The sequence below is a fragment of the Cedecea selenatireducens genome (genome assembly GCF_042138895.1).
Taxonomy (GTDB): domain Bacteria; phylum Pseudomonadota; class Gammaproteobacteria; order Enterobacterales; family Enterobacteriaceae; genus Cedecea; species Cedecea selenatireducens.
Map to the genome: position 1 here is coordinate 166,924 of NZ_JBHIKW010000007.1, position 25,545 is coordinate 192,468.

The window sequence follows — 25,545 nt, forward strand, 5'->3', positions numbered from 1 at the left end:
GGATGAGTCTTCATCACCGGCGAAAACAATTATGCTTATTAAAATAAATTCGACAGGCGGGAGGTCAATTTGATCCCGGACGTATCACAGGCTTTGGCCTGGCTGGAAAAGCACCCTGAAGCAGTAAAAGGCATTTGCCGTGGTCTTGAGCGTGAAACGCTACGCGTGACGCCAAAAGGCGATTTAGCCACCACCGGGCATCCTGAAAGCCTTGGTTCAGCGTTTACTCATAAATGGATTACCACGGACTTCGCCGAAGCCCTCCTGGAATTTATTACCCCGGTTGATGGTGACATTGACCATATGCTCACCTTCCTGCGCGACGTTCATCGCCATACGGCGCGTGAGCTGGGCGAGGAGCGTATGTGGCCGCTGAGTATGCCGTGCTACATCGATGACGGTCAGAACATCGAGCTGGCTCAGTATGGCTCTTCTAACGCGGGCCGCTTTAAAACGCTCTACCGCGAAGGGTTGAAAAACCGCTATGGCGCGCTGATGCAGACCATTTCCGGCGTGCATTACAATTTCTCCCTGCCGATGGCTTTCTGGCAGGCAAAATGCGGCGTGCAGGACGCTGAAAGCGGCAAAGAGGCGATTTCTGCCGGCTACTTCCGCCTGATCCGCAACTATTACCGCTTTGGTTGGGTTATTCCTTACCTGTTCGGTGCTTCTCCGGCTATCTGCTCTTCGTTCCTGCAGGGCAAAGAGAGCGCTTTACCGTTTGAGAAAACCGAATGCGGCATGTATTACCTGCCGTATGCTACCTCGCTGCGTTTGAGCGACCTGGGCTACACCAACAAGTCGCAGAGCAATCTGGGTATTACCTTCAACGATCTAAACACCTATGTTGATGCGCTGAAGCGGGCGATTAAAACGCCGTCGGAAGAGTACGCTAAGATTGGTTTGATGAAGGATGGCAAGCATTTGCAGCTCAACACTAACGTGCTGCAAATTGAAAACGAACTCTATGCGCCGATTCGTCCAAAACGCGTGACGCGTGACGGTGAATCGCCGTCAGATGCGCTGCTGCGCGGCGGCATCGAGTATATCGAAGTGCGTTCGCTGGATATCAACCCGTTCTCGCCGATTGGCGTGGATGAGCAGCAGGTTCGCTTCCTCGATCTGTTTATGATTTGGTGCGTGCTGGCCGATGCGCCGGAGATGAGCAGCGACGAGCTGCTGTGTACCCGCACCAACTGGAACCGTGTGATTCTGGAAGGGCGTAAGCCTGGGCTGACTCTGGGCATTGGCTGTGAAACGGCGCAACATCCGCTGTCAAAAGTGGGTAAAGACCTGTTTGCTGACCTGCGCCGCGTGGCGGAAACGCTCGACGGCATGACCGACAGCCAGGAATACCAGCAGGTTTGCGACCAGCTGGTTGCCAGCTTTGACGATCCGGAATTAACGTATTCAGCGCGTATTTTGCGTTCTATGATTGATAACGGGATTGGCGGCACCGGCCTGGCTCTGGCCGAACAATACCGTCAGCAGTTGGTTCAGGAACCGTTGGAAATTTTAACAGCGGATGCGTTGCAGAAGGAGCATGATGCTTCATGGCAGCGTCAGCGGGATATCGAAGCGGCGGATACAGAGTCGTTTGATAGCTGGCTTGAGAAGAAGGCCTGACAAAAAAGAAAATGGCCACATACTTGTGGCCAAACATTCATCTCTGAATAACAGGGATGATGATAACAAATGCGCGTCTTTCACATACTCAGACTCGCGTGCGTAAAAATAGTTTCAATTATTTTAAAAAAAATCATTTTATCGGAGGTGACCAGATGCCGTTGTTGGATAGCTTCACAGTCGACCATACTCGTATGGGTGCGCCAGCCGTTCGTGTAGCCAAAACTATGCACACGCCACACGGTGACACTATTACGGTGTTTGACCTGCGCTTTTGTGTCCCGAACAAGGAAGTGATGCCGGAAAAAGGGATCCATACTCTGGAGCACCTGTTCGCCGGTTTTATGCGTGACCACCTGAACGGAAACGGTGTTGAGATTATCGACATCTCCCCGATGGGCTGCCGCACAGGGTTCTACATGAGCCTGATCGGTGTACCTGCAGAGCAGCGCGTGGCCGATGCCTGGAAAGCGGCAATGCAGGACGTGCTGAAGGTGAAAGAGCAGAACCAAATCCCTGAGCTGAACGTTTACCAGTGCGGGACGTATCAGATGCACTCTCTGCAGGAAGCGCAAGATATCGCGCGCCACATCATCGAGCATGACGTTAGCGTCAACAGCAACGATGAGCTGGCCCTGCCGAAAGAGAAGCTGCAGGAGCTGCACATCTAGCGGTGTGCCAACTGTAAAAAGGAGCCTTATGGCTCCTTTTTTTACGTCTGCGGTATGCTATCGTCATCTTTTTGCTCGCGAAATAAACTATGTCCACCAGCCTGCAATTCAGCTTTGCCACGCGCCCGCTGGTTCCGTTTGCCCATGACTATACTCATGGTGCAACGGAGCCGTGGCACAGTCATGACTGTGCGCAGCTATTGCATACGCTGAGCGGAGTGGTGCGAGTCGAAACCGAAAAAGGTATCTGGGTTGTTCCACCCGGACGTGGCGTCTGGCTGCCGGCGGGGACTCAGCACCGCCTGCAAATCACCGGCAACGTGGCGGCGCGCACGCTTTTTATCGATCCGTTCGCCCGGGCTGACTTACCCTCGGTGTGCCAGGTTGTGCAGATATCCACTTTACTGCGCGAGCTGATTATCACCTCTCTTCAACTGCCGGAGGCCTACGCCGCTGGCAGCCGGGCGGAGCGTATTTATGAGCTGATCCTCGATGAAATCAGAGTGATCGCCGTGCTGCCGTTCAACCTGCCTGAACCTCAGTCTCCCGGCCTGCTGGCTTTATGCCGACAGATTCAGGCCGAGCCCGGTAAACCGTGGACAAACGCGCTGGCCGCTGAGCGGCTGAACGTCAGTGAACGAACGCTGCTGCGCCATTTTCGCCAGCAAACGGGCCTGGCGTTTAGCGAATGGCTGCGTAGGGCAAGGCTGATGGAAGCCCTCAACCGCCTTGCCCTGGGGCAGTCCGTGCTGCGTGTTGCGCTGGATCTGGGCTATGAGAGCCACAGCGCCTTCAGCGCCATGTTCCGTCGGACGCTCGGCGTTTCACCGAGCGATTACTTCCTCTCTGATTAACCCGCTGGCAGCGCATTTAACAGCGCCTGCAGCGAAGCGCGTGAGACGTCGTTATCAATGCCGGTTCCCCAGCGGCTCATGCCTTGCTTAAAGGTACAGCGGATATAGGCTGCCGATCGGCTTTCGCTGTGTCTGCCTAACGTATGCTCATGATAATCCTCAATAGAAAGCGTCAGAGCAAAGCGAGACTTGATGGCGTCCGCCGCGGCGGAAAGCAAGCCGTTGCCCTTGCCTTGCAGAGTGATAACGCCGTCCTGCGTCTGAACGCGGGCCCACAGCTGGAGCGAGCCGTCGGCCTGGCTCTCCGTCCGGTAGTCCTGTAGCTGACGTGGCGCGGTTTGATGCGGGCCATAAAGCTCGCGGAACAGCTGCCACAGAGCGCTCAGCGTCATCTCGCTTCCTTCTCTGTCGGTCTGCGCCTGCACGTGACGGCTAAAGTCCTGCTGCAGCCCTCGCGGCAATACCAGGCCATGGTTTTGTTCCAGCATCCAGGCGGCACCGCTTTTCCCTGACTGACTGTTGACGCGGATCACTGCCTCATAACTACAGCCGATATCGTTCGGGTCGACCGGAAGATAGGGCATCTCCCACAAAGCTGAACTGGATTCCCCACGTGCGGTAAAACCTTTCTTGATGGCATCCTGATGCGAGCCGGAGAAGGCGGTAAACGCGAGTTTTCCGGCATAGGGATGGCGAGGATGTACCGGCAGCTGATTACACTGCTCGACCAGCTCCACCACCTGCTTCATATCGCTGAAGTCCAGCTGCGGTGAGATCCCCTGGCTATAAAGGTTCATCGCCAGCGTGACCAGGCAGACGTTGCCGGTGCGCTCCCCGTTGCCGAACAGGCAGCCTTCAACCCGGTCTGCTCCGGCAAGAATGGCAAGCTCGGCGCTGGCGACGCCGCTGCCGCGATCGTTGTGCGGATGCACGCTGATACAGACCGCATCGCGGCGGGAAAAGCGGCGGCAGAAATACTCAATCTGATCGGCATAGACGTTGGGCGTGTTCACCTCCACGGTAGCGGGCAGATTGATAATCATTGGGCGCTCGGGCGAGGGCTCCCAGACGTCTGCCACCGCCTCACAGATTTGCAGGGCAAACTCCGGCTCGGTAAAGCAAAAGGTTTCCGGGGAATATTCATATCGCCAGCGCGTCTGTGGATTTGCCTCGCACAGCGCTCGCACCTGGCGAGTGGCGGTCACCGCCAGCTGAATAATCTCTTCTTTACTCTGACGGAACACCAGCTTGCGGAACAGCGGCGCCGTGGCGTTGTAAAGGTGCACAGTCGCGCTGTGGGCACCTTCAAGCGAAGCAAAGGTACGCTCAATAAGGTCGCTGCGCGCCTGGGTCAGCACCTGGATGGTTACGTCTTCGGGAATACGATTTTCTTCAATCAGTTGACGCACAAACTGAAAGTCGGTTTCTGAGGCGGAAGGGAAGGCGACCTCTATCTCTTTAAAACCGCACTTCAGCAGCAAATCCCAGAAGCGCAGCTTGCGGGCTGCGTCCATCGGTTCGGCCAGGGCCTGGTTGCCATCGCGCAGGTCGGTGGAAAGCCAGCGGGGAGCCTGCGTCAGGGTTTTGTCCGGCCACTGGCGGTCTGCTAATTGAATCGGCGCGTGGGCGAGGTATTTTTGCGATGGGTTGGTCAGCATCAGGATCCTCCAGGTCGTGTGGTCTGTTTATCCTGGAGAAGAACGACGTTTGATACTGGCGCAAAGCTGACAACCTGTATGGCGAAACCGCCAGGTTCGGGCAAAGAAAAAGGAGCCCGAAGGCTCCTTTATAAAGTGCACTAGTGCGCGCCACCGCCTCCGCCGCCCGCCCCGAAAGGCGGCCTGGCAAACCACACCAGACCAAGCAGCAGAATAAATACCCCTGCCGAGAACCAGAAAATCTCGTTGGCGGAGATGATCAGCCCCTGGTTGGTTATCTGCTGGGCGATGTAGCCGGAAGCCTGCTGCTGCGTCATACCTAAGCCCTGAAGCTGGTTGTAGGTTTCAACCGAGTTCGGGTTAAACGGCGTGATCGACTCCGTCAGCTGCGCATGGTGCAGCGACTCGCGGTTCGTCCACAGCGTGGTCGTTATCGAGGTGCCAATCGAACCCGCCAATGTACGGGTAAAGTTCGACAGGCTCGACGCCGCGGCAAGACGCTCCGGCGGCAGCCCAGAGAGGGTAATTGTGGTCAGCGGCATGAAGAAGCACGCTACCGCAAAGCCCTGAATAAACTGCGGCCATGCCGACGCGGCAAAGTCCATCCCCGGTTCAAAGGTATACGCACGCCAGTAGAAGCACACCGCATACATAATGAAGCTGAAGGTGACCAGGCGACGCATGTCGAGCTTATGCGCGAAGCGGCCGATAATCGGCGACAGCAGCACCGGGATTATCCCTACCGGCGCGGACGCAAGCCCGGCCCAGGTCGCGGTATAGCCGTACACTTCCTGCAAGAGCTGCGGCAAGAGCACAATCGCGCCGAAATAGAGCATGTAGGCGAGACTGATACACAGGCAGCCGATGGTAAAGTTTCTCGACTTAAACAGCGACAGGTCGACTATCGGGTTGTCGTCAGTGAGTTCCCACACAATCAGGAAGCTGATAGTGACCACCGCCACGACCGTCAGCACGATGATTTCCGTCGAGTTGAACCAGTCCAGCTCTTTACCGCGGTCGAGCATGATCTGCAGGCTACCAATCCCCAATACCAGCAACGCCAGCCCAATGCCGTCAATGCGGCGCTGCTCGGTGCGGGTTTCGCGGCCTCGCAGGGCCTGCAGGCCCATCAGTACCACGACAATGCCGATCGGCACGTTGATGAAGAAGATCCAGCCCCAGTGGTAGTTATCGCTGATATAGCCGCCCAGAATTGGGCCGCAAATCGGCGCGACGATAACCGTCATTGACCACAGCGCCAGCGCAATGCTGCGTTTGGCGGGAGGATAGTTGCTCAGCAACAGGCTCTGCGACAGCGGGATCAGCGGCCCGGCAACAATCCCCTGAATCACGCGGAAGAAGATAAGCATCGTCAGGCTGTTCGACATGCCGCACGCCCAGGAGGCAATAGCGAACAGCACGGTCGACCACAGGAACAGCTTCACTTCACCGAAGCGTTTTGCCAGCCAGCCGGTTATCGGGATTGAAATGGCGTTGGCCACCCCAAATGAGGTGATAACCCACGTGCCCTGGCTCAGGGATGAGCCCAGGTTACCGGCAATGGTCGGGATAGCCACGTTAGCGATGGTGGAGTCCAGCACCTGCATAAAGGTCGCCAGCGACAGGGCGATGGTCATAATGACCAGTTGGGCCCCTTCTAGCGGTTTTTGTTGTGCCATACGCCCTCCGCTCTATTAACCCGCATTGGCCTGAATAATCTGGTCAATAAGCTGGTTAGCTGGCGCCAGATTCAGCTCACGCGCGTTACTTTCGTACGCTGGCGTGCTGCGGGTCTGGGATGACAGCACGCTCCCGTCGCGGTTGCTGGTATCGACGTTCACCAGCGTGGACAGACCGATGCGCAGCGGATGCTGTTCAATCTGTTTGGCGTCGAGTTCGATACGAACCGGCAGGCGTTGAACCACTTTGATCCAGTTCCCGGTGGCGTTCTGCGCTGGCAGCAGCGAGAAGGCGCTGCCGGTGCCCATATCCAGGCCGACAACTTTACCGGTGTACTTCACTTCGTCGCCGTAGATATCACTGATGACGGTGGCAGGCTGGCCGATGCGCATATGTGCCAGCTGGGTTTCTTTAAAGTTAGCGTCCACCCACAATCCGCTGGCCGGCACGATGGCCATCAGCGGCGTGGACGGGCTGATTTGGGCGCCAACCTGCACGGCCCGGCGAGAAACATAGCCGGTCATTGGGCTGACGATTTTAGTCCGCTGCAGCGCCATCCAGCTGTTGCGAACTTCGGTGGCCGCCTGCTGAACGGCAGGCTGTTCTTCCAGCTTAGTGCCGAGGATCATTGCCTGGTTAGCATTGTATTGCTGAACGGCAACGTCCAGTTGAGCCTGAGCGCTGGTCACCGCATCACGGGCGTGCTGCAATTCTTCGCGGCCAATCAGGTTGGCGCTGCCCAGCGGAATACGGCGGTTCAGGTCGGTTTGTGCCTGAGCCAGCGCGGTTTTCTGCAGTTCGATGTTCGCCTGATACTGCTTGCTGTTGATCATCAGCTGGCGAGTCTGGCGCACGCTTGAGGCCAGCTGAGTTTTGGCTTTCTCAAACGCCTGCTCGGCATCGGCACCGTCGAGGCTGACTAGTACATCACCCTGTTTTACAAAATCGGTATTGTCTGCCCAGACTTTGGTCACGCTACCGGAGACCTGGGCCATGATCTGCACCTGATTTCCTGCGACATAAGCATCATCGGTCTCTTCAAAGTGACGCAGCACCAAAAACCAATAGATTCCATATGCCACGGCAATAATGACAAAGAGCAAGGTCAACAAGATCAGGGCACTCTTACGTTTGCCTTTCTTGTTAGCCGGTTGCTGCGGGGCTTGAGTCTCCGCATTTGCGCTCATGCTAATCTCCACCTGTTTATTATTATTTCCGGTCAGCTGAGCCGACCTGTTAGACCTGACAGGCCAGCAAGGAGATTGCTGGCCTGAGAGTAGTTGTGACATCGGATTGTTGTCGGACGTGCAGACGGTGACAGCTTAGCTCAGTGCTTCAAGGATCACTTTGTCCTCTTCCATCTGGTCGAGGCGGTTGAGCAGCTTACGGGTGATCATTTCCAGCTGCTCTTTTTCGCCGGCGTCGAGCGCGGACCACAGCTGATGCAGGCAGTTATGCTGCGGCGGCAGCACCTGGCGCAGGAATTCGTGACCTTTTTCGGTCAAATGCAGATGCAGGCAGCGGCGATCGTTATCGCTTTCACGGCGTTCGATCCAGCCGCGTTTTTCCAGCTCATCGGCGATACGGGTCGCGTTGGTGCGGGATGAACCCAGCGCGCAGCTCAGTTCAGAAGGCTGAATGCTGTGATTTTCCTGGGACTCAAGGGTAATGAGTGCCATGAATAAGGTCTCGTTGATCCCCTGCGCCTTTAGCATCTTATTGCGGTTTTCCAGCAGTTTACCCTGCATGTGCATACAAAGACGCGTCAACAGAACCTCCTGGTACGGGAACTCCTGATAACGTTTGGCGCGGAACTTCAGCATTTGTTCTATGGGCGTGAACGAACTATCCATTTTGGCATAACCTCATTAGTTGCAGCCGATATAGTAACGATGGTGACAAATAAAGTAAATGCATTATTTATACGTTTATATGCGCTTGTATACGTTTATATACGTTTGGTTGTTGCCACCATCGGCGTAAACCACGCTAAGCCATAGCCCAGAGCGCTAAGCAGCGTGGGGGAAGAAAATGGGTTTCGAGTAGGGTAACGACGTTTAACGGCATCGAAGCCGGAGGCTGATGCCTTGAGGACAGGAGAAATGGCGATGGAAAAGCTGCTTTTCAGTCTGACGAACAGTTTCGCCCTGTGGCGATTGTCGGCTGAAACAGTTGCGGGTCTATCCATATACGGTGTTAATAAATAACCTGCGTTAATGTCACTCGAATTAGTAAACGGGGACAACCTTAACAGACTGTCCCCGTCATTACATCTTCAATTTCCCTTACGGGCAGTGGCGATATCGAGCTAATCGGCCTGCCGCTGGTATCCGCGCCACCACACTACCAAATTTAGTAGGGCGACGCTGGCGCCGGCGATACACACGCCATTCCAGCCCGCATGTTGGTAAGCACTCGCTGAAATCAAAGAGCCCGCCGCGCCGCCGATGAAATAACTGGTCATGTAGCCGGCGGTCAGTCGGTTACGCGCTTCCGGCATCATGCGGTAAATCAGACTCTGGTTGGTGATGTGAACGCCCTGCACGGTCAGGTCCAGCACCAAAATACCAATAATCAACGCGATGGCCGAGAACTGACCGAAGGCGATCGCGACCCACGAGAGCAGCAGCAGCAGCAGGCCAATGGTGGTGGTGTGGTGTCCTTTGCCCTTATCGACCAACCCGCCAGCGGGGCGAGCACCGAGCGCGCCTGCGGCGCCTGCCAGACCGAACAGGCCGATAACGCCTTCGGAATAGTTAAACGGCGGCGAGGCCAGCAGGAACGCCATTGAGGTCCAGAGAATACTGAAGTTGGCGAAGGTCAGGCAGCCCAGCAGGGCGCGGGTGCGCAGCAGGCTATTTTTGATAAACAGACTGAAGATAGAGCTCAGCAGCTGCGGATAGTTGAGGTGGCTGTCCTGCTTCACCTGCGGCAATCCGCGCCACAGGGCGAGCGCCATCAGCGCCATCAGCACGCTGGCAACCCAGTAAACGGTGCGCCAGCCGCCAAGGCTTGCCAGCAAACCGGCCACGGTACGCGCCAGCAGGATCCCAAGCAGCAGCCCGCTCATAATCGTCCCGACAACTTTTCCGCGTTTTTCCGGTGCCGCGAGCGTGGCGGCAAACGGCACGAGAATTTGTGCCACCACGGAGAAAAGTCCGGTCAGCGCGGTGCCCAGAATCATCATCCACAGGGACTGGCTGGTGGCGGTGATCAGCATCCCGCCTGCCGCCAGCAGCGTCATAAAGACGATAAGCCCACGACGCTCAAACATGTCGCCAAGCGGAACCAGCAGCAACAGCCCGGCCGCATAACCAAGCTGTGCCGTTGTGACGATGAAACCTGCCTGGTTTACCGAGAGTGAGAAGGCGTTTGCGATGGTATCGAGCAGCGGCTGCGCATAGTAGTTGCTGGCCACCGCGAGGCCGGTCGCGACGGACATCAGGACGATCAGCGCCGGGCTGAGTCCGTGAGTATTGTTTTTCATTATTATCTTCAACTTGCCAAAGAGAGGTCTGAATAATAGCGAAAAATTATGTCAGCAGTAGGGAAGGTGGGTGTCGGATCGTGCGGTGATTGACCCTCACCCCAGCCCTCTCCCTGGAAGGGAGAGGGAGAAATAAAGGGAGGTGAGGGGAGATTTATTTCGCCGCCAGCGCCTCTTTCACCCAGCCGTCAAACTGCGCCTGGTGCGCTTTGATCCAACCGTCCACGTGGCCGTTAACATCGGCTTCGGAAGACTTGCCGTTATGCATCATCGCGTTCTGAGCATTAATGTCCGCCAGCGGCAGCTTCATGAGGGCAAACAGCTTCGCGGCCTGCGGGTTCTTCTCGGCCCATGCCTTGTTGGCGACAATGTGCATGGTGCTCACCGGGAAGCCGTAGTTCGCGCCGTTAGGCAGTTTGGTATCGATATCTTTCTGCACGCCCGGCAGGGAAGAGAACGGCACCTGCAGCCAGACCACGTCTTTACCTGGCTTCAGCACGTCGCTTACCCAATAGGGGGTCCAGGTGTAGTACAGCACCGGCTTGCCTTCTTTAAAGCGAGCGATAGTGTCGGCCATCATTGCCGAGTAGTTGCCGTGGTTGACGGTAACGGTGTTCGCCAGCTTGTAGGCTTCATTCTGGTGATTAATCACCGCCTCACAGCCCCAGCCCGGCGTACAGCCCATCATGTCGGCTTTGCCGTCGCCGTTGCTGTCGAACAGTTTGGCGATTTTCGGGTCTTTTAGCTGCTCAATGTTGGTGATGTGGTACTGGTCAGCGGTTTTCTTGTCGATGAGGTAACCCTGAGCCGCGCCGGTCACGAAGGTGCCTTCGCGGTAGAGTTTCTTGTCACCGCCTGCGGCGGCGTACATATCATCATGCAGCGACCGCCAGTTAACGGCGGTAAAGGTGGCGTCGCCGGCGGCGATAGAGGTGTAGCCGACGTTATAGTCCACTTCACTTGGCTTATTTACGGTGTAGCCCATTTTTTCCAGCGCGCGGCTCACCAGCAGCGTCTGGAAGCTCTCCTCAGAGATGGTGCTCTGTATCGGCTGAACGGTGATGCCTTTGCCCGGCAAGTCTGCCGCAAAAGCGCTGGTGGAAACGAGTGTCGCAAGAGCTGTGGCTAAAATAGCGTTGTGTCGCATCGTTATTCCTTTTTAATGGTGATGGGGCGAGGGGCGACCCGAGGCCGCCGCCAGGCTTATTTAATGAAGGGACGAGTCAGGAGACCCAGCGGGCCGGTGGTGTACCAGCGGCGGTTGCCACGGGAGCGGGAGTCGCGCCCTATAGACTGGGTCAGGCGGTCGAGAATAATGGCAAGGATAACAATCCCCACGCCACCGACCGTTGCCAGGCCCATATCGAGACGGCCAATACCGCGCAGAACCATTTGACCCAGGCCGCCAACGGCGATCATCGAGGCGATAACCACCATCGACAGCGCCAGCATCAGCGTCTGGTTAACCCCGGCCATAATGGTCGGCATTGCCAGCGGGAGCTGGACTTTGAACAGCATCTGGCGCGGGCTGGCGCCGAACGAACGTGTGGCCTCGACCAAATCTGCCGGCACCTGCTTAATCCCGAGGATAGTCAGGCGCACAATCGGCGGCAGGGCGAAGATAATCGTCACCACTACGCCCGGCACGTTACCGATGCCGAACAGCATTACGATAGGCACCAGGTAAACGAACGCCGGGGTGGTCTGCATCGCATCCAGCAGCGGGCGAATAATCTTCGCCGCCCGTTCGCTACGCGCCAGCCAGATCCCAAGCGGCAGGCCGATGACCATACAGAACAGCAGGGCGGTAAGCACCAGCGCCAGGGTAACCATCGCCTGAGACCACGCGCCAATCGCGCCAATGGCAATCAGGGAAATCAGCGTCGCGACGCCCATCCCGAGGCTGGACATCTGCCAGGCGATCAGCGCGAAGACGATAATCGCCACCGGCGCAGGCATACCTAACAGCAGCTGCTGGAAGCCGCTAAGAATGTAATCCACCGGCACGCGAATGCCCTGGAACACAGGGCGGAAGTGGATCACCACCCAGTCGATCCCCTGCGTCACCCAACTGTCGAGCGGGATCAGCGTTTTGTGGAACGGATCGAGAATATTAAAATGCTCTGGTGCCGCTGCCGGGGCGGAGTTCAGCCAGTCGGCACCCCCGCTGGTGGCTGCATCCGACGCCGGAGCGCCCCATGCGTCTGCAGAGCTTGCGGCCTGATTGGTTGCGGCGTCGGTCGCCGCGCTGCCGTTATCCCATGGATTAGTTGCGTCACTCATTGATTTGCCCCCTCACGATCTAATGCCTGAAGCAGCACCCCTTTTGAGATGATGCCCACGTACTGCCCCTCTTCACTGACTACCGGCACCGCACACGGGGCCTGGCCGACATGAGAGAGCAGATCGCTCAGTGAGGTTTCGGCGGAAACCGCCTCCGGGGAAGCCAGGTACGCATTGTCCAGTCCCTCGCCCGCAGCCAGTGCCGCTTTCAGCGAATCGGTAGAGACGATACCGAGGAATTTCTGCCCACGTTCAATGACATAGCCATATTCGCGGTCATCATCCTGCAGCAGCTTAAGCGCCGAGCGTGGCCCAAAGCCTGTGGTTTTACGCAGCAGGCCAGCCGGGCTACGGCGGGCAATATCTTTGGCGCTAAAGACCTGGCTGATGTCCACGCCGCGGAAGAAGGTGCGCACATAGTCGTTAGCCGGATTATTCAGAATTTCATCCGGTGTGCCGACCTGCACCACTTCACCGCCCTGCATAATGGCAATGCGGTCGCCAATGCGCATGGCTTCATCGAGATCGTGGGAAATAAAAACGATAGTGCGCTGGTGTTTCGCCTGCAGCTTAATTAATTCGTCCTGCATTTCAGTTCGAATTAGCGGATCGAGTGCCGAAAAGGCTTCATCCATCAGTAATATATCGGGATTAATAGCCAGCGCACGGGCTAAACCAACACGCTGGCGCATGCCGCCGGAAAGCTCATCGGGATACGCGTTCGCGTAATTCTCCAGTCCGACCTGACGCAGGGCATCCAGCGCTTTTTCCTGGCGTTCTTTGACCGGCATTCCTGCGAGTTCCATGCCGAATGCGGTATTATTTAATACCGTCATGTGTGGCATCAGAGCAAATGACTGGAAGACCATTGAGATCTTATTTTTGCGCACCTCACGGAGTTCAGATTCCGATATTTTGGCAATGTCGATGCCGTCAATCAGTACCTGTCCGCGGGTGGGTTCAATCAGGCGATTGAGAAGGCGAACCATGGTGGATTTCCCTGAGCCGGATAACCCCATGATGACAAAAATCTCGCCTTCTTCAATGGCCAGACTGGCGTCTTTTACGCCAAGCGACAGACCCGTTTTTTCCAGTAATTCACTCTTGGAAATGCCTTTCTCTATGTATTTGAATGCGCGCTGTGGATGTTCGCCAAATACCTTATATAAATTCTTCACTTCTAATTTAATTGCCATGCAATATACGGCTTCCTGTATTTGATTTATTTATAGATGTTTCCTGGTGGAAATATTGACCTGTATATACCCTAACATACTAAGAATCTGAGGCAACCCTCGGTTTTGTGATATGAAAATATCTATCCCTTGAATATGGGAGAAATTTCCCATGAACGCTGGGCTGAGCGTGGATTAATGTGGTGAGATATTTTTTGTCAATGTGGGGAATATTCAGCCTGAATGGGATGCATTCAGGCTGAAATGACGGGAATATTACGGTTTTGATATTAAGTTTATAACGGCGGTTTTATTTCGATTTAGCAGCCATTTTGCCTTGTCCTGTAAGGTATTATTTTCCCGCCAGGCATGTGCGGCAGTGACAATATTTTCCAGCGCTTCATCAGGCTTGAACGGCTCCATATTGGGGTAAGGCCACGGAGTCTGGCTATCGACAAACCCGGCGATATACAGGTAGCCATTTTGCAGGCTGTGCTCGCCGCTTTTCGCCTGCCAGACGTTGACCCCAACCTTTTCACCCAACAGCCCTAACGGGTTCCAGGCATCCAGAATAAAGTTGCTGTAATGCCAGGAGCGCGTGCGCTCAATTTCCGTCACCGGCACGCCTTTGGCGTCAAACTGAACCGGAATACGCTGAGTGGCAGAAATCAAACGCTGTTTTGCCGCGTCTTTATCCCCCAGCCACAGGGCAATGGCGGCGGCCTGAACGTCATACCAGGTACCGTGGTTATTTTCAGCGGCGGCCTCTTTCCTGCCGTTTTCGCTGGTGGTCAGCCACTGATAATAATCGCGATACCATTGCCTGAGCCCGTTCCAGGTTTTTTCGTCCAGCTGGCCGCCGTCTTGCAGCAGTTCAATGGCGTCGATCAGCCGCACAAAGCCACGCCCGTCGAGAATGCCGGTACCGCGCACGCCTTTTCGCCCCGGAATGCTCTGGGCGTTAGCGAGATTCGGCGTCATCCGGGTTTCCGGCGTGATAAACCAGTTCACCAACTGCTGGCGGGCTTTTGCCGCATACGCCGCGTTGCCGGAAAGCTGCCAGGCCAGCGCCAGATTCCAGACGTCGTTGGTCATGCCGTTTAGCCGGGCTTTGTCGCTTTGCTTGCCGACTGCAGCAGGGTTTATCTGGCCATCTTTTCGCACCCACGGCAGGCCGTCGGGGGCTTTTGGGTCAGGCCACCAGTAGTCCGAAAAGCTGTAATATTCATGAGGATCGCCCGCCGGAGATCCGGGGCTTTTTTGGGTGATGCTGTAGAGCGGATGAATAAGCGCCTGGTCGGCTTTATGTTTGAGGGCTTGCCAGGCGGGCATCAGAGCCGGGTTTTGCTGGCTGATTTCTTGCTTACTGTGCGCCAGCTGTGCCATATCCAGCAGCAGCGGCGCGCTAAAGGCTAACGGTGCGCTGCCGCAAAGCAGCGCGAAAAGAGAACAACGAAATAACGACATAGGCCACCTCGCAAAAAAGCTCAGCGGCCAGACTACTAGAAATCCCAGTCCTCGTCCTCGGTTTCCACCGCTTTGCCCATCACGTAAGAAGAGCCCGAGCCGGAGAAGAAATCATGGTTCTCATCGGCATTCGGCGACAGCGCGGCGAGGATGGCCGGGTTAACTTCCGCCATTTCAGCCGGGAACAGCGCCTGGTAACCCAGGTTCATCAGCGCCTTGTTGGCGTTGTAGCTCAGAAATGCTTTCACCTCGTCTTCCCAGCCCAGCTCGCGGTAGAGCGTTTCGCTGTACGCCAGCTCGTTATCGTAGAGATCCATCAGCAAATCGAGGGCAAAATTTTGCAGCTCGGTCTGGCGTTCCACACTCTGCTGGGCCAGCGCTTTCTGGTACTTATAGCCGATGTAATAGCCGTGTACCGCCTCGTCGCGAATGATGAGCCGGATGAGATCGGCAGTATTAGTCAGCTTGCCACGGCTGGAGTAATACATCGGCAGCCAGAAGCCGGAGTAAAACAGGAAGGATTCGAGGAACACGCTGGCAATTTTCTTTTTCAGCGGATCGTTGTCCCGGTAATGGCCCAGAATAATCGCGGCTTTACGCTGCAGGGCGTCGTTTTGCTCGCTCCAGTCGTAGGCGGCGTCCACGTCTTTGGTCTGGCAGAGCGTGGAAAATATCGAACTGTAGGAGCGGGCGTGCACCGCCTCCATAAAGCTGATATTCGACATTACCGCCTCTTCGTGTGGGGTCAGTGAATCGGCCATTAGCGCGGGGGCGCCTACGGTATTCTGAATCGTGTCCAGCAGCGTCAGCCCGGTAAACACACGGATAACGAGCTGCTGCTCCTGGTCGCTGAGCGATTGCCAGGCCGGAATGTCGTTAGAGAGCGGCACCTTCTCCGGCAGCCAGAAGTTGCTGGTCAGGCGGTTCCAGACCTCGAGGTCTTTCTCGTCCTCGATTTTGTTCCAGTTGATGGCGCTTACGCGCGTCAGTTGCGTCATTTTCTTTCCTTGTACTTTCGCGTGGTACTTCGCGTTATAGCGCGCAGGACACGCAGCCCTGCACCTCGGTGCCTTCCAGCGCAAGCTGCCGCAGACGAATGTAATAGAGCGTCTTAATGCCTTTCTTCCAGGCATAAATTTGCGCTTTATTAATGTCGCGGGTGGTGGCGGTATCGCGGAAGAACAGCGTCAGCGAAAGCCCCTGGTCAACGTGTCGGGTGGCCTCAGCGTAGGTGTCGATGATTTTTTCCGGGCCGATGTCGTAGGCGTCCTGATAAAACTCAAGATTGTCGTTGGTCATAAACGGCGCGGGGTAGTACACGCGTCCGGTTTTGCCCTCTTTACGGATCTCAATCCTGGACACAATCGGGTGAATGCTCGAGGTTGCGTGGTTGATATAAGAGATAGATCCCGTCGGCGGGATAGCCTGCAGGTTCTGGTTGTACAGGCCGTATTCGCGCACGTCGTCGCAGAGCTGCTGCCATTGCTCACGCCCCGGAATGGCGATGCCCGCCTGGGCAAATAACGCACGGACTTTCTCCGTTTTCGGCTCCCACGTTTGCTCCAGGTACTGGCAGAAGTATTCGCCGCTGGCATAGCGCGATTGTTCAAAGCCTGCAAAACGCTGGTTCCGCTCACGGGCTAATGCGTTGGAAGCACGAAGCGCGTGCCAGGTGATGGTGTAAAAATAGATATTGGTGAAATCCAGCCCTTCAGGAGAGCCATAGGCGATACCTTCACGCGCCAGATAGCCGTGCAGATTCATTTGCCCCAGGCCAATGGCGTGGGAGGCTGCATTACCCACCTCAATCGATGGCACCGAGCGAATGTGGCTCATGTCCGACACCGCCGTCAGGCCGCGAATGGCCGTGTCTATCGTGCGGCCAAAATCCGGTGAGTCCATGGTATGGGCGATGTTCAGCGAGCCGAGGTTGCAGGAGATATCTTTGCCAATCTGCGCGTAATCGAGGTTTTCGTCATAGCTCGAGGCGCTGTTCACCTGCAAAATTTCCGAGCACAGGTTGCTCATGTTGATACGCCCGGCAATTGGGTTCGCCCGGTTGACCGTGTCCTCAAACATGATGTACGGGTAGCCTGACTCAAACTGGATCTCCGCCAGCGTCTGGAAGAAATCACGGGCGTTAATCCAGCTTTTACGGATGCGGTCGTCGTCCACCATTTGCTGATAAAGATCGTTGACGCTGATGTCGCCAAACGGCTTGCCGTAGATTCGCTCTACGTCATAAGGCGAAAACAGCGCCATCTGCTGATTGGTTTTGGCGAGCTGGAAGGTGATATCCGGGATCGTGACGCCAAGCGACAGCGTTTTAATGCGGATCTTTTCGTCGGCGTTTTCCCGCTTGGTATCCAGGAAGCGCAGAATATCCGGGTGGTGAGCGTTGAGGTAAACCGCGCCTGCGCCCTGGCGAGCGCCAAGCTGATTGGCGTAGGAAAACGCGTCTTCCAGCATTTTCATTACCGGGATCACGCCTGATGACTGGTTTTCAATGCGTTTGATGGGCGCACCAGATTCACGCAGGTTGGAGAGCAGGAACGCTACGCCGCCGCCGCGCTTGGAAAGCTGAAGCGCAGAGTTAACCGCGCGGCCAATCGACTCCATATTGTCTTCGATGCGCAGCAGGAAACAGGAAACCAGCTCTCCCCGCTGCTTTTTACCGCAGTTGAGGAAGGTCGGCGTGGCGGGCTGAAAACGGCCGCTTAGCATCTCGTCCATCAGGCGTGCGGCGAGTGGCTCGTCCCCCTGAGCGAGAGTCAGCGCTACCATGCAAACGCGATCCGGAAAATGTTCCAGATACTGTTTCCCGTCCCAGGTCTTCAGGGTGTAGCTGGTGTAGTACTTCCACGCGCCTAAAAAGGTCTGAAACTGGAAGCCGCTGCCGTGGGCGCGGTCAAACAGCTCAAGGACGAACTGGCGGGAGTAGCGGGTCAGCACGGCTTCGTCGTAATACTGCTCGGTAACCAGGTAATCCAGCTTTGCCTGCAGGTTGGGGAAGCTGACGGTGCGCGGCAGCACATGCTGCTCGAAGAAGCTGGCTACGGCCTGTTTGTCTTTATCAAACTGGATATTTCCCTCTTTGTCATAGAGGTTGAGCATGGCGTTGAGCGCGTGGTAGTCCACGCTTTCCGTCGCTAAACGGACTGCTTCTGTCGTTGCCAAAATTCGCTTACTCCCTTACGCACGTTGTCGATGTCTTGCGGGGTGCCCAATAGCTCAAAACGGTAGAGGTAGGGCACCTGGCATTTTTGTGAAATGACGTCCCCGGCCCGGCAAAACCCTTCGCCAAAGCTGCGGTTGCCGCTGGCAATCACGCCGCGGATCAGCGCGCGATTGTTCGGGTTGTTCAGAAAGCGGATCACCTGAGGCGGTACCGCTCCGGCAATGCCGCCGCCGCCGTAGCTGGGCACGATTAAAATGTAGGGTTCCGTCACTTCCAGGCGCGCTTTTACCTCCAGGGGGATGCGCAAGGCGGGCAACCCAAGGCGTTCGATAAAACGCAGGGTGTTTTCCGACTCGCTGGAGAAGTAGACGAGGGTGCTCATACGCTGGCGGCAACGCAGAGGCGATTGATCATATCCGGGCGAAAACCGCTCCAGCTTTCCGCTTCGGTGACCACCACCGGCAGCTGGCGAAATCCTTTGGCTCGCAGGTCATCTGCCGCTTCCGGATTGAGGTCGAGATTGATCATCTCGAAGGCAAAACCGCGGCTCTCCATTGCCCGTTTTGTGGCATGGCACTGAACACAATCATCTTTAGTGTAAATAGTAATGCGCATGATTCGTATTTCCCTTTAGAATAATGGAACGCCGCAGTTTGCTGCCCGACGGGTGGTGTGTTCTTACTGAGAGAAATACTAGATGTTGATTTAATAATTTGCAACCACGCAACATATAGCGTTTTTGATGAGTTTCGTAGGGGGTTGAAAAGTGTAGGGGAAGCGAGGTGGAGAGTTTTATCTAGCGTCTTTTCTGGTGCTTGAAAGCTGCTTTTTCATCATAACCAGGCTTTGTATATGAACTAACGGCGGATATTCCGTTCACTTTCAGCTCTGTTTTATATGCAGCCACCGTACCGGTGAACGTCTCGGGAGAATCACCGTCATTCCCCCGAGACCCCGGACTCCCGGCCAAATAAATCGACCGCTAAAGCGGTAAACCTCCGTTTTATCTCCCAGTCCTGGGTCGGCTGAGATGCGTTCCCGACGCTCTCAGCCTCCGGCCGCTCCCGACGTCCGGACCCTGGCCAGTCGGAGAGAAAACGGAGGCGATTTAAGCCGGAACCGAGCCTCGCTTTAAACCCGCAGCAATTCTGAAAGTCACAGTCGCTTCCTACCCTCACCCTAACCCTCTCCCTGGAAGGGAGAGGGAATAAACAATGTTTCCCATAGCTGTTGTTTTCTCCCTCGCCCCTTTGGGGAGAGGGCTGGGGTGAGGGGAAGATTTGTCCCCGGCTCTCATCGCCCCCGGTTATGACCCAACTCAGGCGGGGTTGAGCTGTCGGGAACAGCGAAAGAGAGCGATCGTCGGGAACGAATCGCGAGCGACCCCGACTGTTTGGGTGATAGCCGGTGGGTTTACCGCTTCAGCGGCGATGAGCTTGCCGGGCGCCAGGGTTGCCAGGGAGATGGCGTAATCTCCCTGGCACGTTCACCGTGCTCTGAACGTGTAAAGAAAATTGATCTACGGGTGAACGGAAAAAATACGGATTAACAGAAGTCTTCCTATGAGCGGCTTCAAGGGAGGACTCTTACCAGAAACGTCCTCCACAGAGTGAAACACAACCCGCTTATTGCCGCATCCCAACCGCAACGCGGTTAAACGCATTCATCATGCTGGCCGCCAGCGTCAAATCGACAATCTCCTCGGCGCTGAAAAATTGCAGCAGCGGCTGATAAACATCGTCTTCGGCGTTGCTGTCGGCAATCAGGGTAATGGCTTCTGCCCAGGCCAGAGCCGCACGCTCTTTCTCCGTAAACTGATGGCTTACCTTCCAGCCCGCCAGTGAATCCAGCTTCACCTGCTCAACGCCGGATTTACGCAGCGCTTTAGAATGCATCTCCAGGCAGTAGGCGCAGCCATTAATCTGCGAAACGCGCAGGAAAACCAGCTCGATCAGCTCGTTGCTTAGCGGGCCGTTTTCCAGGCCCTGCAGCGCCTGCCGCATCGGTTTGATCACGTTGGGGGAAAGTTCATAGTAAGGCTGACGTAATTCGATCATGGTGTGGCTCCTCAGGTTGGTGTGAGGCAAATTTACCACTATGATGGACTATCAAAGAGAGCCATAAGTTAACTAATAAACCAGACCATGAAACAGAAGCCAGTCCCGCCGGTTGTTGCATCTCACCACACTCAGCCGCGCTATCAGCAGATTGCGCGCCAGCTAAAGCAGGCGATAAACAGCGGCGAGCTGACGGCGGGGAGCCGCCTGCCTTCCAGCCGGACTTTGGCGCTGGAGCTGGGCGTTGCCAGAGCCACGGTTGAAAATGCGTATGGCGACCTGGTTGCCCAGGGCTGGCTGGAGCGACGCGGGCAAGCCGGCACCTTCGTTAGCCCGTCGGTGAAAAGCGATGGCGGAGGCGAAAACGTCTCAGCCGCCAGGCCGCAGGGCGCACCCAGACCTTTCCAGATGGGGCTTCCGGCGCTGGATCTTTTCCCCCGTGCCATTTGGGCAAGGCTTATGGGGCGGCGCCTGCGCCAGCAAACTCGCTTTGACCTGATGCTTCCTGAACCCGGCGGTGAAGCCTCACTTAAGCAGGCGATTGCAGATTACCTGCGCTTTTCACGCAGCATCGACTGCCAGCCGGAGCAAATTTTTGTCACCTCAGGCTTCCAGGCTGGATTAGCCCTGGTGCTCTCTACGCTTGCGCGACCGGGGGATGGCATCTGGCTGGAAGATCCGGGCTACCGCTTCGTCCGCCCCGACTTTGCGAAGGCTGGAATGCAGGTCCGTGCTATCCCTGTCGATGGTGAAGGGATGCAGGTGGATTACGGTTTACGCCACTTTTCCGATGCCCGTTTTGCGCTTTTGACGCCCGCACACCAAAGCCCATCGGGCGTTGCGCTCTCTCTGCCGCGCCGACACGCTTTATTGGAATGGGCCAGCCGCGAGCAGAGCTGGATTATTGAGGATGACTACGACAGCGAATTTCGCTACCACGGTAAACCGCTGCCGCCGCTCAAAAGCCTGGACAGCCCGCAGCGCGTTATTTACGCGGGGACTTTCAGCAAGTCGATGTTTCCCGCGCTCCGTGTGGCATGGCTGGTGGTACCTCCCCATGCGGTGGAAGATTTTCAGCGGCAGGCTCGCAGGCAGCCTTGTACTGCACCAGTCCTTATCCAGCAGGCCATTGCTGATTTCTTGCGGGAGGGGCATTTCTGGCGGCACCTAAAAAAAATGCGTCAGTGCTACGCCGAGCGTCGGCTATGGCTCGAGGAGGCGCTGCGTGCGCAAGGGTTTGCGGTTGTGCCGCAGGAAGGCGGCATTCAGATGGTCATGGAAGTCGAAGGTGATGACCTGGCCGTGGAAGGCAAAGCGAGAGCCGCGGGGCTTGCGGTCCAGGCGCTTAGCCGCTGGCGAATAGAACATGCCGGGCGGGGCGGTTTACTGCTGAGCTTTACCAACATCAGCTCGTATGAACTTGCACAGCGCTATGCGTTACGGCTGCGGCTGGCCATAACGTAAAAACCCCGGCGAAAAGCACCGGGGTTGTAACACGCATTTAGTCTCATTTATCGACTGTTAAACACTCAGGGGTTAGCGGCGTGACACCAGCAAAGCCCCAAGGAAAATACCCACCGCCGCGCCAATACCCACGCTCTGCCAGGGTTTGTCACGGACATAGGAATCGGCGCAGCCTACGGCATCACGTGCGGCCTGCTTAACGCGACCCTGGTTGCCGTTAATACGCGCACGGGTCTCTTTCAGAAGGGCTTCGGCTTTTTTACGTGCGGCATCAACTTCATCTTTCGCATCGCTACCGAAGGACTTCAGTACATCTTCCAGCGTATCCGCAAGCTGGCTGACATCGTTATTGATTTCGTCTACCTGATCGTCAACGTTATTTCTGTTTGCTCGGCTAGCCATTGTTGTCTCCCTTTCTAAGATGTAAGGCTAAGTGTAGACCATGGATTTTAGTTATGGGGCGGCTCACGGCTATTGCCGGGCTTTCTGGACAATTCCGAAAGCGTTGCCGATGCTGCTTAATGTATGGTTGCGATGCAGTAAATGATGACGAGGAAAATCTATGTATTTACGACCGGACGAGGTGGCCCGAGTTCTTGAGAAATCGGGTTTTACCATGGATGTGGTAACAGCAAAAACCTACGGCTATCGTCGTGGCGAGAATTACGTGTATGTGAACCGCGAAGCACGCATGGGGCGCACCGCCCTGATTATTCATCCTACCCTGAGAGAGCGTAGCCAGTCGCTGGCCGATCCGGCTTCAGAAATGAAGACCTGCGATCATTATCAGCAGTTCCCGCTCTATCTGGCCGGTGAAACGCACGAACACTATGGCATTCCGCACGGTTTCAGCTCCCGTATTGCGCTGGAAAGGTATCTGGCAGGGTTATTTGGCGAGACTGAATAAGTGAACGACTGGCTTTCAGGCCAGTCGCCCTTGCAAACCGGGACTCAGGCTCCCGCCTTCACGCCTATCTGGCCGCTGACGCGAAACAGGCGGCGGCAAAAATCTAAAAAGTAGCCGTAAGCGGCACCCATCATCATCGACACCAGCAGGTTCGACGTCACGGCAGCCACAATCTGGTGCCAGTCCGCGCCTACGCTCCATAAAATCACCACATAGACCGGGGACTGGAAGGTTACGTAGGCCAGCACGTCAGCCAGGTTTTTCGCCCAGCTTGCCGGGGTGATACGACGAGCCGCACGCATAAAGGCATCGCGGTAGAAGCCGTATGGCCAGGCGATAAGAATATTAACCGGCACGGCGACCAGGCGAGAAGAGAGTGACTGTTCGAAAGTCATGCCTGAGAGGAAGATCTCAATCATCATGTTCACGACCGAGCAATACACTACCATCGCAAAAATATCTGCGGCTGCATGGCGTAAGCGTGACTCACGGGAAAACATAATGTTGACTCCGATTTAAAAGCAGTGTGTTGAGCTGCTTTTATGGCTGATTGGCAGTGTTATGAATCATGTAATTTATCCTGCGTAGGGTATGTTACTGGATTGATTTCATCAATTAGCTAAAAATTTTTATTTATAGGTTTTTTGTCGATAAAGTGCGATGAAACACACTTTGCCGCTGGCATTTCCTGATTTTGTGGTCTCTTTTTTATTTTTCTATTTATTATCAACGAGATGAATTAATCGTGCCCAAAAGCACAGTATCCCCCAAAAACCCTGGGTTTTAGGGATACCCATCACGTTTAAAATCGTTATATAATTATTTATATAGCGAGTGATGAGGAGTCGCTGATGGATAACCATTTTGGTAAGGGCCTGATGGCCGGAATGAAAGCCCGGCAGGCCGACAGCGCGGTCAACGTTGAGCGTTTTTGTTCTGATTACAAGCGCGGCTTCGTGCTGGGTTTTGCTCACCATATGGCCGAGCAAACCGGCGATCGTCAGCGCGCAGCCTGGGAAGCCGGGGTGCTGACTCGTCGCTATCAGCTGGATAAAGAGTCGGTGGCTGACTTCCTGAAAGAGGTCAACGCGGACGTTGCGGTTCGATGTTTCTTTGCGGGTTATGAGAAGGGCTACTGATTGCTGGCCTGGATTGCCGCCGTGCCCGGTTGTTTATGAATGGCGACGACAAGGATAGGGGCACTTTTATTGATAAGAACGGCGTGATTAACCTCACGCCGTTTTTTTATGGCTCAGCAAACGCCGAAATCGCCTTCTTCCTTGTACAGCGAGACAGAATCCGCTTTCAGCGTCAGTTTATCCGCGCCTAAGGTTGAGGCCGGGACGCAAATCAAATCCTCTCCCTGAACCTCGACGACCTGCAGCTTAGGGCCGCCCTGGTTTGGCTGAACCACATCACCTGGTTTAAACATAGAAAAACCTCTGAATGCTAAGGGAATTTAGTGCGGTTATGCCGCCAGATAACCATAGATCAGAAATCGAGGCGGATAAAGCAGGATACGCTAGCGGCGGTTCCACGGCAGCCAGGCGAGTAAACGCGCCATGCCGCAAAATCCGCTGATCCCGGCAAACAGTAAACCTGCGCCCACAAAGCCTGAAATCAGGAAAAAACCTTGATTGATGGCGTATCCCAGTACGACACCGAGCAGGATCAACGAACCTGCGACGATCTGCACCTGCCGCATGATGGGCATGGGCTGGCTTTTATCCGCCAGAACTTCCTGCCCGCCTTTTTTCCACGCCTCAAGCCCGCCTTCCAGCAACATGACCTGAGCCGGTTCGGCAAGCTTAGCCAGTTTTTGAGCATGCTGAGAGGAGCGCATCCCGGACTGGCAGTGGAAAATCACCACATCGTGCGGGTCCAGTGGCCCCAGTCGGGCGCCGTTTTCAATCGCCGAGAGCGGCAACAGATGCGCTTCAGGAATGTTTTCGCGGGCATGTTCATCCGGCTCGCGGATGTCTATCAGCGCTGCTCCGCTGGCAATGAGCTTTTTCGCTTCTTCTGCCGTGATGGTTGGTATGGTCATGATGTTCCTTAAGGGCAATAAATGGCTTTCAGCGTCGCGATCACCTCGCGCACTGAGCTATCTTTGATGAAATAGAGCACTCGCTGGGCGTTACGCTGGTGCTCAATGAGTCCTTCATCCTTCATTTTCGCCAGGTGTTGGGAGGTCGCGGATGGGCTTAATCCTGCGGCAGCTGCCAGTTCTCCGGCGCTGGTGCCGGGGGAGTCGAGCAGCAGGCACAGAATCAGCAAACGCCGCGGGTTGCTCATGGCTTTCAGTAGTTTTGCTGCTTCATCCGCGCTGGACTGAAGCTGAGAAAGGTCTGGTTTCATCGTACCTTATTTTAGATTTTTCTAAATTTAGTAAATGCTAAATTAAATTTTCAACAAAGGAAAGAGCATGCGGGTAATTCTGGTACGGCATGGCGAAAGTGAGGGGAATCAACAAGGCATTATTCAGGGAAGGCTGGACAGCCAACTCACGGCGCGGGGGCTCCGGCAAAGCTTTGCGCTGGCTGCCGCGTTGGCCGATTTAACCGTCGCGCATATTTACACGTCACCAGCCCTGCGTGCACAGGGCACAGCGAATGTGCTGGCTAGCAAATTAGGCAGCCGGATAAGCGTGGATGAACGTTTACAAGAACGTGATTTTGGGCGGCTTCAGGGGATAAATGCGATGGAGGCGCAAAAACAGCATCCTGAGTTATTTGATGCCCTGCTATCGGGCGATCCTCTGCGGGTTAGTTCTCAGGGTGAAAGCCTGAATAACGTGAGTCATCGCCTGTTTTCTTGCCTGAAAACGCTAAATATACATCACCAGAAGGATACCGTTATTATTGTGAGCCACGGCCATGCTTTGGAGATTGCCATTTGGGAATTGAAAGGTGCTTTAATTACCGACGATCTCAGACAATATGGTCATCAAAACTGCAGTTATAGCATCATGAATATCGAAGATGAATGTATCCAATTGGTTAAATGGGGTGTTGCGACGCATTTACGTGATATCTGAA

Annotated in this window: 26 protein-coding genes; 7 read left to right on the plus strand and 19 right to left on the minus strand. The window is 55.5% G+C overall.

Annotated features, from left to right (window positions below; all coding sequences use genetic code 11):
• Positions 1-69: 69 nt before the first annotated feature.
• The 3 genes from gshA (at position 70) to ACE38U_RS13610 (ending at position 3,151) form a co-directional block, all read left to right on the plus strand.
• Positions 70-1,626 (plus strand): glutamate--cysteine ligase, encoded by a 1,557-nt coding sequence (gene gshA, locus ACE38U_RS13600; RefSeq protein WP_038479540.1) that lies wholly within the window; start codon positions 70-72, stop codon positions 1,624-1,626.
• Between the two features lie 155 nt (positions 1,627-1,781).
• The gene (luxS, locus tag ACE38U_RS13605) at positions 1,782-2,297 is read left to right on the plus strand and encodes an S-ribosylhomocysteine lyase (protein WP_038483231.1); all 516 of its coding nucleotides are present in this window, start codon (positions 1,782-1,784) and stop codon (positions 2,295-2,297) included.
• A gap of 89 nt (positions 2,298-2,386) precedes the next feature.
• Positions 2,387-3,151 carry an AraC family transcriptional regulator gene (locus tag ACE38U_RS13610; protein WP_176981196.1) on the plus strand — a complete coding sequence of 255 codons (765 nt, stop codon included), beginning with the start codon at positions 2,387-2,389 and terminating at the stop codon, positions 3,149-3,151.
• Here ACE38U_RS13610 and leuA read toward each other — a convergent pair.
• The 14 genes from leuA to ACE38U_RS13680 form a co-directional block, all read right to left on the minus strand.
• Entirely contained in the window at positions 3,148-4,809 is a 1,662-nt protein-coding gene (gene leuA, locus ACE38U_RS13615) for a 2-isopropylmalate synthase (protein WP_176981197.1), read from the minus strand. The two genes, ACE38U_RS13610 and leuA, sit on opposite strands and share 4 nt — an antisense overlap.
• Before the next feature lie 140 nt (positions 4,810-4,949).
• Positions 4,950-6,488 carry a multidrug efflux MFS transporter permease subunit EmrB gene (emrB, locus tag ACE38U_RS13620; protein WP_038479549.1) on the minus strand — a complete coding sequence of 513 codons (1,539 nt, stop codon included), beginning with the start codon at positions 6,486-6,488 and terminating at the stop codon, positions 4,950-4,952.
• A gap of 15 nt (positions 6,489-6,503) precedes the next feature.
• Complete coding sequence (emrA, locus tag ACE38U_RS13625) at positions 6,504-7,676, minus strand: multidrug efflux MFS transporter periplasmic adaptor subunit EmrA (protein ID WP_038479552.1); 1,173 nt, start codon at positions 7,674-7,676, stop codon at positions 6,504-6,506.
• Positions 7,677-7,811: 135 nt separating this feature from the next.
• Positions 7,812-8,342, minus strand: coding sequence for a transcriptional repressor MprA (gene mprA / locus ACE38U_RS13630; RefSeq protein WP_038479555.1), 531 nt, complete (start codon positions 8,340-8,342; stop codon positions 7,812-7,814).
• Between the two features lie 455 nt (positions 8,343-8,797).
• On the minus strand, positions 8,798-9,976 hold the full coding sequence (locus tag ACE38U_RS13635; protein ID WP_038479558.1) for an MFS transporter: 1,179 nt from the start codon (positions 9,974-9,976) through the stop codon (positions 8,798-8,800).
• A gap of 154 nt (positions 9,977-10,130) precedes the next feature.
• Positions 10,131-11,123: a glycine betaine/L-proline ABC transporter substrate-binding protein ProX gene (gene proX / locus ACE38U_RS13640; RefSeq protein WP_375529926.1), complete on the minus strand. Its 993-nt coding sequence runs from the start codon at positions 11,121-11,123 to the stop codon at positions 10,131-10,133.
• 56 nt (positions 11,124-11,179) lie between these two features.
• Positions 11,180-12,259, minus strand: a complete 1,080-nt coding sequence (gene proW / locus ACE38U_RS13645) for a glycine betaine/L-proline ABC transporter permease ProW (protein WP_038479565.1) — start codon at positions 12,257-12,259, stop codon at positions 11,180-11,182.
• The gene (gene proV, locus ACE38U_RS13650) at positions 12,256-13,455 is read right to left on the minus strand and encodes a glycine betaine/L-proline ABC transporter ATP-binding protein ProV (RefSeq protein WP_176981200.1); all 1,200 of its coding nucleotides are present in this window, start codon (positions 13,453-13,455) and stop codon (positions 12,256-12,258) included. Before proV ends, proW begins: the two co-directional genes overlap by 4 nt.
• Before the next feature lie 255 nt (positions 13,456-13,710).
• Positions 13,711-14,901 carry an alginate lyase family protein gene (locus ACE38U_RS13655; RefSeq protein WP_375529927.1) on the minus strand — a complete coding sequence of 397 codons (1,191 nt, stop codon included), beginning with the start codon at positions 14,899-14,901 and terminating at the stop codon, positions 13,711-13,713.
• A gap of 35 nt (positions 14,902-14,936) precedes the next feature.
• Entirely contained in the window at positions 14,937-15,899 is a 963-nt protein-coding gene (gene nrdF, locus ACE38U_RS13660; RefSeq protein ID WP_038479574.1) for a class 1b ribonucleoside-diphosphate reductase subunit beta, read from the minus strand.
• Positions 15,900-15,933: 34 nt separating this feature from the next.
• Positions 15,934-18,078 (minus strand): class 1b ribonucleoside-diphosphate reductase subunit alpha, encoded by a 2,145-nt coding sequence (gene nrdE, locus ACE38U_RS13665; protein ID WP_375529928.1) that lies wholly within the window; start codon positions 18,076-18,078, stop codon positions 15,934-15,936.
• Positions 18,051-18,461, minus strand: a complete 411-nt coding sequence (gene nrdI, locus ACE38U_RS13670; RefSeq protein ID WP_008458227.1) for a class Ib ribonucleoside-diphosphate reductase assembly flavoprotein NrdI — start codon at positions 18,459-18,461, stop codon at positions 18,051-18,053. The genes nrdE and nrdI overlap by 28 nt, the downstream gene beginning before the upstream one ends.
• Entirely contained in the window at positions 18,458-18,694 is a 237-nt protein-coding gene (gene nrdH / locus ACE38U_RS13675) for a glutaredoxin-like protein NrdH (RefSeq protein ID WP_038479580.1), read from the minus strand. The genes nrdI and nrdH overlap by 4 nt, the downstream gene beginning before the upstream one ends.
• A 1,010-nt stretch (positions 18,695-19,704) precedes the next feature.
• Positions 19,705-20,136: a carboxymuconolactone decarboxylase family protein gene (locus ACE38U_RS13680; RefSeq protein WP_038479583.1), complete on the minus strand. Its 432-nt coding sequence runs from the start codon at positions 20,134-20,136 to the stop codon at positions 19,705-19,707.
• 87 nt (positions 20,137-20,223) lie between these two features.
• Here ACE38U_RS13680 and pdxR point away from each other — a divergent pair, with 87 nt between their 5' ends.
• Complete coding sequence (pdxR, locus tag ACE38U_RS13685; RefSeq protein ID WP_176983122.1) at positions 20,224-21,600, plus strand: MocR-like pyridoxine biosynthesis transcription factor PdxR; 1,377 nt, start codon at positions 20,224-20,226, stop codon at positions 21,598-21,600.
• Positions 21,601-21,672: 72 nt separating this feature from the next.
• Here pdxR and ACE38U_RS13690 read toward each other — a convergent pair whose 3' ends face one another.
• Complete coding sequence (locus tag ACE38U_RS13690; protein WP_038479586.1) at positions 21,673-22,002, minus strand: DUF883 family protein; 330 nt, start codon at positions 22,000-22,002, stop codon at positions 21,673-21,675.
• A 160-nt stretch (positions 22,003-22,162) separates the two neighbouring features.
• Here ACE38U_RS13690 and ACE38U_RS13695 point away from each other — a divergent pair, with 160 nt between their 5' ends.
• On the plus strand, positions 22,163-22,507 hold the full coding sequence (locus ACE38U_RS13695; protein WP_038479590.1) for a DUF2002 family protein: 345 nt from the start codon (positions 22,163-22,165) through the stop codon (positions 22,505-22,507).
• Positions 22,508-22,551: 44 nt separating this feature from the next.
• Here ACE38U_RS13695 and ACE38U_RS13700 read toward each other — a convergent pair whose 3' ends face one another.
• Positions 22,552-23,007, minus strand: a complete 456-nt coding sequence (locus ACE38U_RS13700) for an L-alanine exporter AlaE (protein ID WP_038479593.1) — start codon at positions 23,005-23,007, stop codon at positions 22,552-22,554.
• A 351-nt stretch (positions 23,008-23,358) separates the two neighbouring features.
• Here ACE38U_RS13700 and ACE38U_RS13705 point away from each other — a divergent pair, with 351 nt between their 5' ends.
• Positions 23,359-23,646: a DUF2623 family protein gene (locus tag ACE38U_RS13705; RefSeq protein ID WP_038479596.1), complete on the plus strand. Its 288-nt coding sequence runs from the start codon at positions 23,359-23,361 to the stop codon at positions 23,644-23,646.
• A 113-nt stretch (positions 23,647-23,759) separates the two neighbouring features.
• On the opposite strand, the gene ACE38U_RS13710 is transcribed toward ACE38U_RS13705, so the two are convergent.
• The 3 genes from ACE38U_RS13710 to ACE38U_RS13720 all read right to left on the minus strand — a co-directional run bounded on the left by ACE38U_RS13710 (position 23,760) and on the right by ACE38U_RS13720 (position 24,865).
• Positions 23,760-23,939: a GDFGVC terminal motif YodC-like protein gene (locus ACE38U_RS13710; protein ID WP_176983121.1), complete on the minus strand. Its 180-nt coding sequence runs from the start codon at positions 23,937-23,939 to the stop codon at positions 23,760-23,762.
• A 90-nt stretch (positions 23,940-24,029) separates the two neighbouring features.
• Positions 24,030-24,554: a rhodanese family protein gene (locus ACE38U_RS13715; protein WP_375529929.1), complete on the minus strand. Its 525-nt coding sequence runs from the start codon at positions 24,552-24,554 to the stop codon at positions 24,030-24,032.
• A gap of 8 nt (positions 24,555-24,562) precedes the next feature.
• Positions 24,563-24,865 carry an ArsR/SmtB family transcription factor gene (locus ACE38U_RS13720; protein ID WP_038479606.1) on the minus strand — a complete coding sequence of 101 codons (303 nt, stop codon included), beginning with the start codon at positions 24,863-24,865 and terminating at the stop codon, positions 24,563-24,565.
• Between the two features lie 67 nt (positions 24,866-24,932).
• Here ACE38U_RS13720 and ACE38U_RS13725 point away from each other — a divergent pair, with 67 nt between their 5' ends.
• Positions 24,933-25,544 carry a histidine phosphatase family protein gene (locus tag ACE38U_RS13725; RefSeq protein ID WP_038479609.1) on the plus strand — a complete coding sequence of 204 codons (612 nt, stop codon included), beginning with the start codon at positions 24,933-24,935 and terminating at the stop codon, positions 25,542-25,544.
• The last annotated feature ends 1 nt before the right edge of the window (position 25,545 follow it).

Coding starts and splice junctions, on each gene's coding strand:
- luxS (WP_038483231.1), top strand. CDS start 1,782: ATGCCGTTGTTGGATAGCTTCACAGTCGACCATACTCGTATGGGTGCG.
- ACE38U_RS13610 (WP_176981196.1), top strand. CDS start 2,387: ATGTCCACCAGCCTGCAATTCAGCTTTGCCACGCGCCCGCTGGTTCCG.
- leuA (WP_176981197.1), bottom strand. CDS start 4,809: ATGCTGACCAACCCATCGCAAAAATACCTCGCCCACGCGCCGATTCAA.
- emrB (WP_038479549.1), bottom strand. CDS start 6,488: ATGGCACAACAAAAACCGCTAGAAGGGGCCCAACTGGTCATTATGACC.
- emrA (WP_038479552.1), bottom strand. CDS start 7,676: ATGAGCGCAAATGCGGAGACTCAAGCCCCGCAGCAACCGGCTAACAAG.
- mprA (WP_038479555.1), bottom strand. CDS start 8,342: ATGGATAGTTCGTTCACGCCCATAGAACAAATGCTGAAGTTCCGCGCC.
- ACE38U_RS13635 (WP_038479558.1), bottom strand. CDS start 9,976: ATGAAAAACAATACTCACGGACTCAGCCCGGCGCTGATCGTCCTGATG.
- proX (WP_375529926.1), bottom strand. CDS start 11,123: ATGCGACACAACGCTATTTTAGCCACAGCTCTTGCGACACTCGTTTCC.
- proW (WP_038479565.1), bottom strand. CDS start 12,259: ATGAGTGACGCAACTAATCCATGGGATAACGGCAGCGCGGCGACCGAC.
- proV (WP_176981200.1), bottom strand. CDS start 13,455: ATGGCAATTAAATTAGAAGTGAAGAATTTATATAAGGTATTTGGCGAA.
- ACE38U_RS13655 (WP_375529927.1), bottom strand. CDS start 14,901: ATGTCGTTATTTCGTTGTTCTCTTTTCGCGCTGCTTTGCGGCAGCGCA.
- nrdF (WP_038479574.1), bottom strand. CDS start 15,899: ATGACGCAACTGACGCGCGTAAGCGCCATCAACTGGAACAAAATCGAG.
- nrdI (WP_008458227.1), bottom strand. CDS start 18,461: ATGAGCACCCTCGTCTACTTCTCCAGCGAGTCGGAAAACACCCTGCGT.
- nrdH (WP_038479580.1), bottom strand. CDS start 18,694: ATGCGCATTACTATTTACACTAAAGATGATTGTGTTCAGTGCCATGCC.
- ACE38U_RS13680 (WP_038479583.1), bottom strand. CDS start 20,136: ATGATCGAATTACGTCAGCCTTACTATGAACTTTCCCCCAACGTGATC.
- pdxR (WP_176983122.1), top strand. CDS start 20,224: ATGAAACAGAAGCCAGTCCCGCCGGTTGTTGCATCTCACCACACTCAG.
- ACE38U_RS13690 (WP_038479586.1), bottom strand. CDS start 22,002: ATGGCTAGCCGAGCAAACAGAAATAACGTTGACGATCAGGTAGACGAA.
- ACE38U_RS13695 (WP_038479590.1), top strand. CDS start 22,163: ATGTATTTACGACCGGACGAGGTGGCCCGAGTTCTTGAGAAATCGGGT.
- ACE38U_RS13700 (WP_038479593.1), bottom strand. CDS start 23,007: ATGTTTTCCCGTGAGTCACGCTTACGCCATGCAGCCGCAGATATTTTT.
- ACE38U_RS13705 (WP_038479596.1), top strand. CDS start 23,359: ATGGATAACCATTTTGGTAAGGGCCTGATGGCCGGAATGAAAGCCCGG.
- ACE38U_RS13710 (WP_176983121.1), bottom strand. CDS start 23,939: ATGTTTAAACCAGGTGATGTGGTTCAGCCAAACCAGGGCGGCCCTAAG.
- ACE38U_RS13715 (WP_375529929.1), bottom strand. CDS start 24,554: ATGACCATACCAACCATCACGGCAGAAGAAGCGAAAAAGCTCATTGCC.
- ACE38U_RS13720 (WP_038479606.1), bottom strand. CDS start 24,865: ATGAAACCAGACCTTTCTCAGCTTCAGTCCAGCGCGGATGAAGCAGCA.
- ACE38U_RS13725 (WP_038479609.1), top strand. CDS start 24,933: ATGCGGGTAATTCTGGTACGGCATGGCGAAAGTGAGGGGAATCAACAA.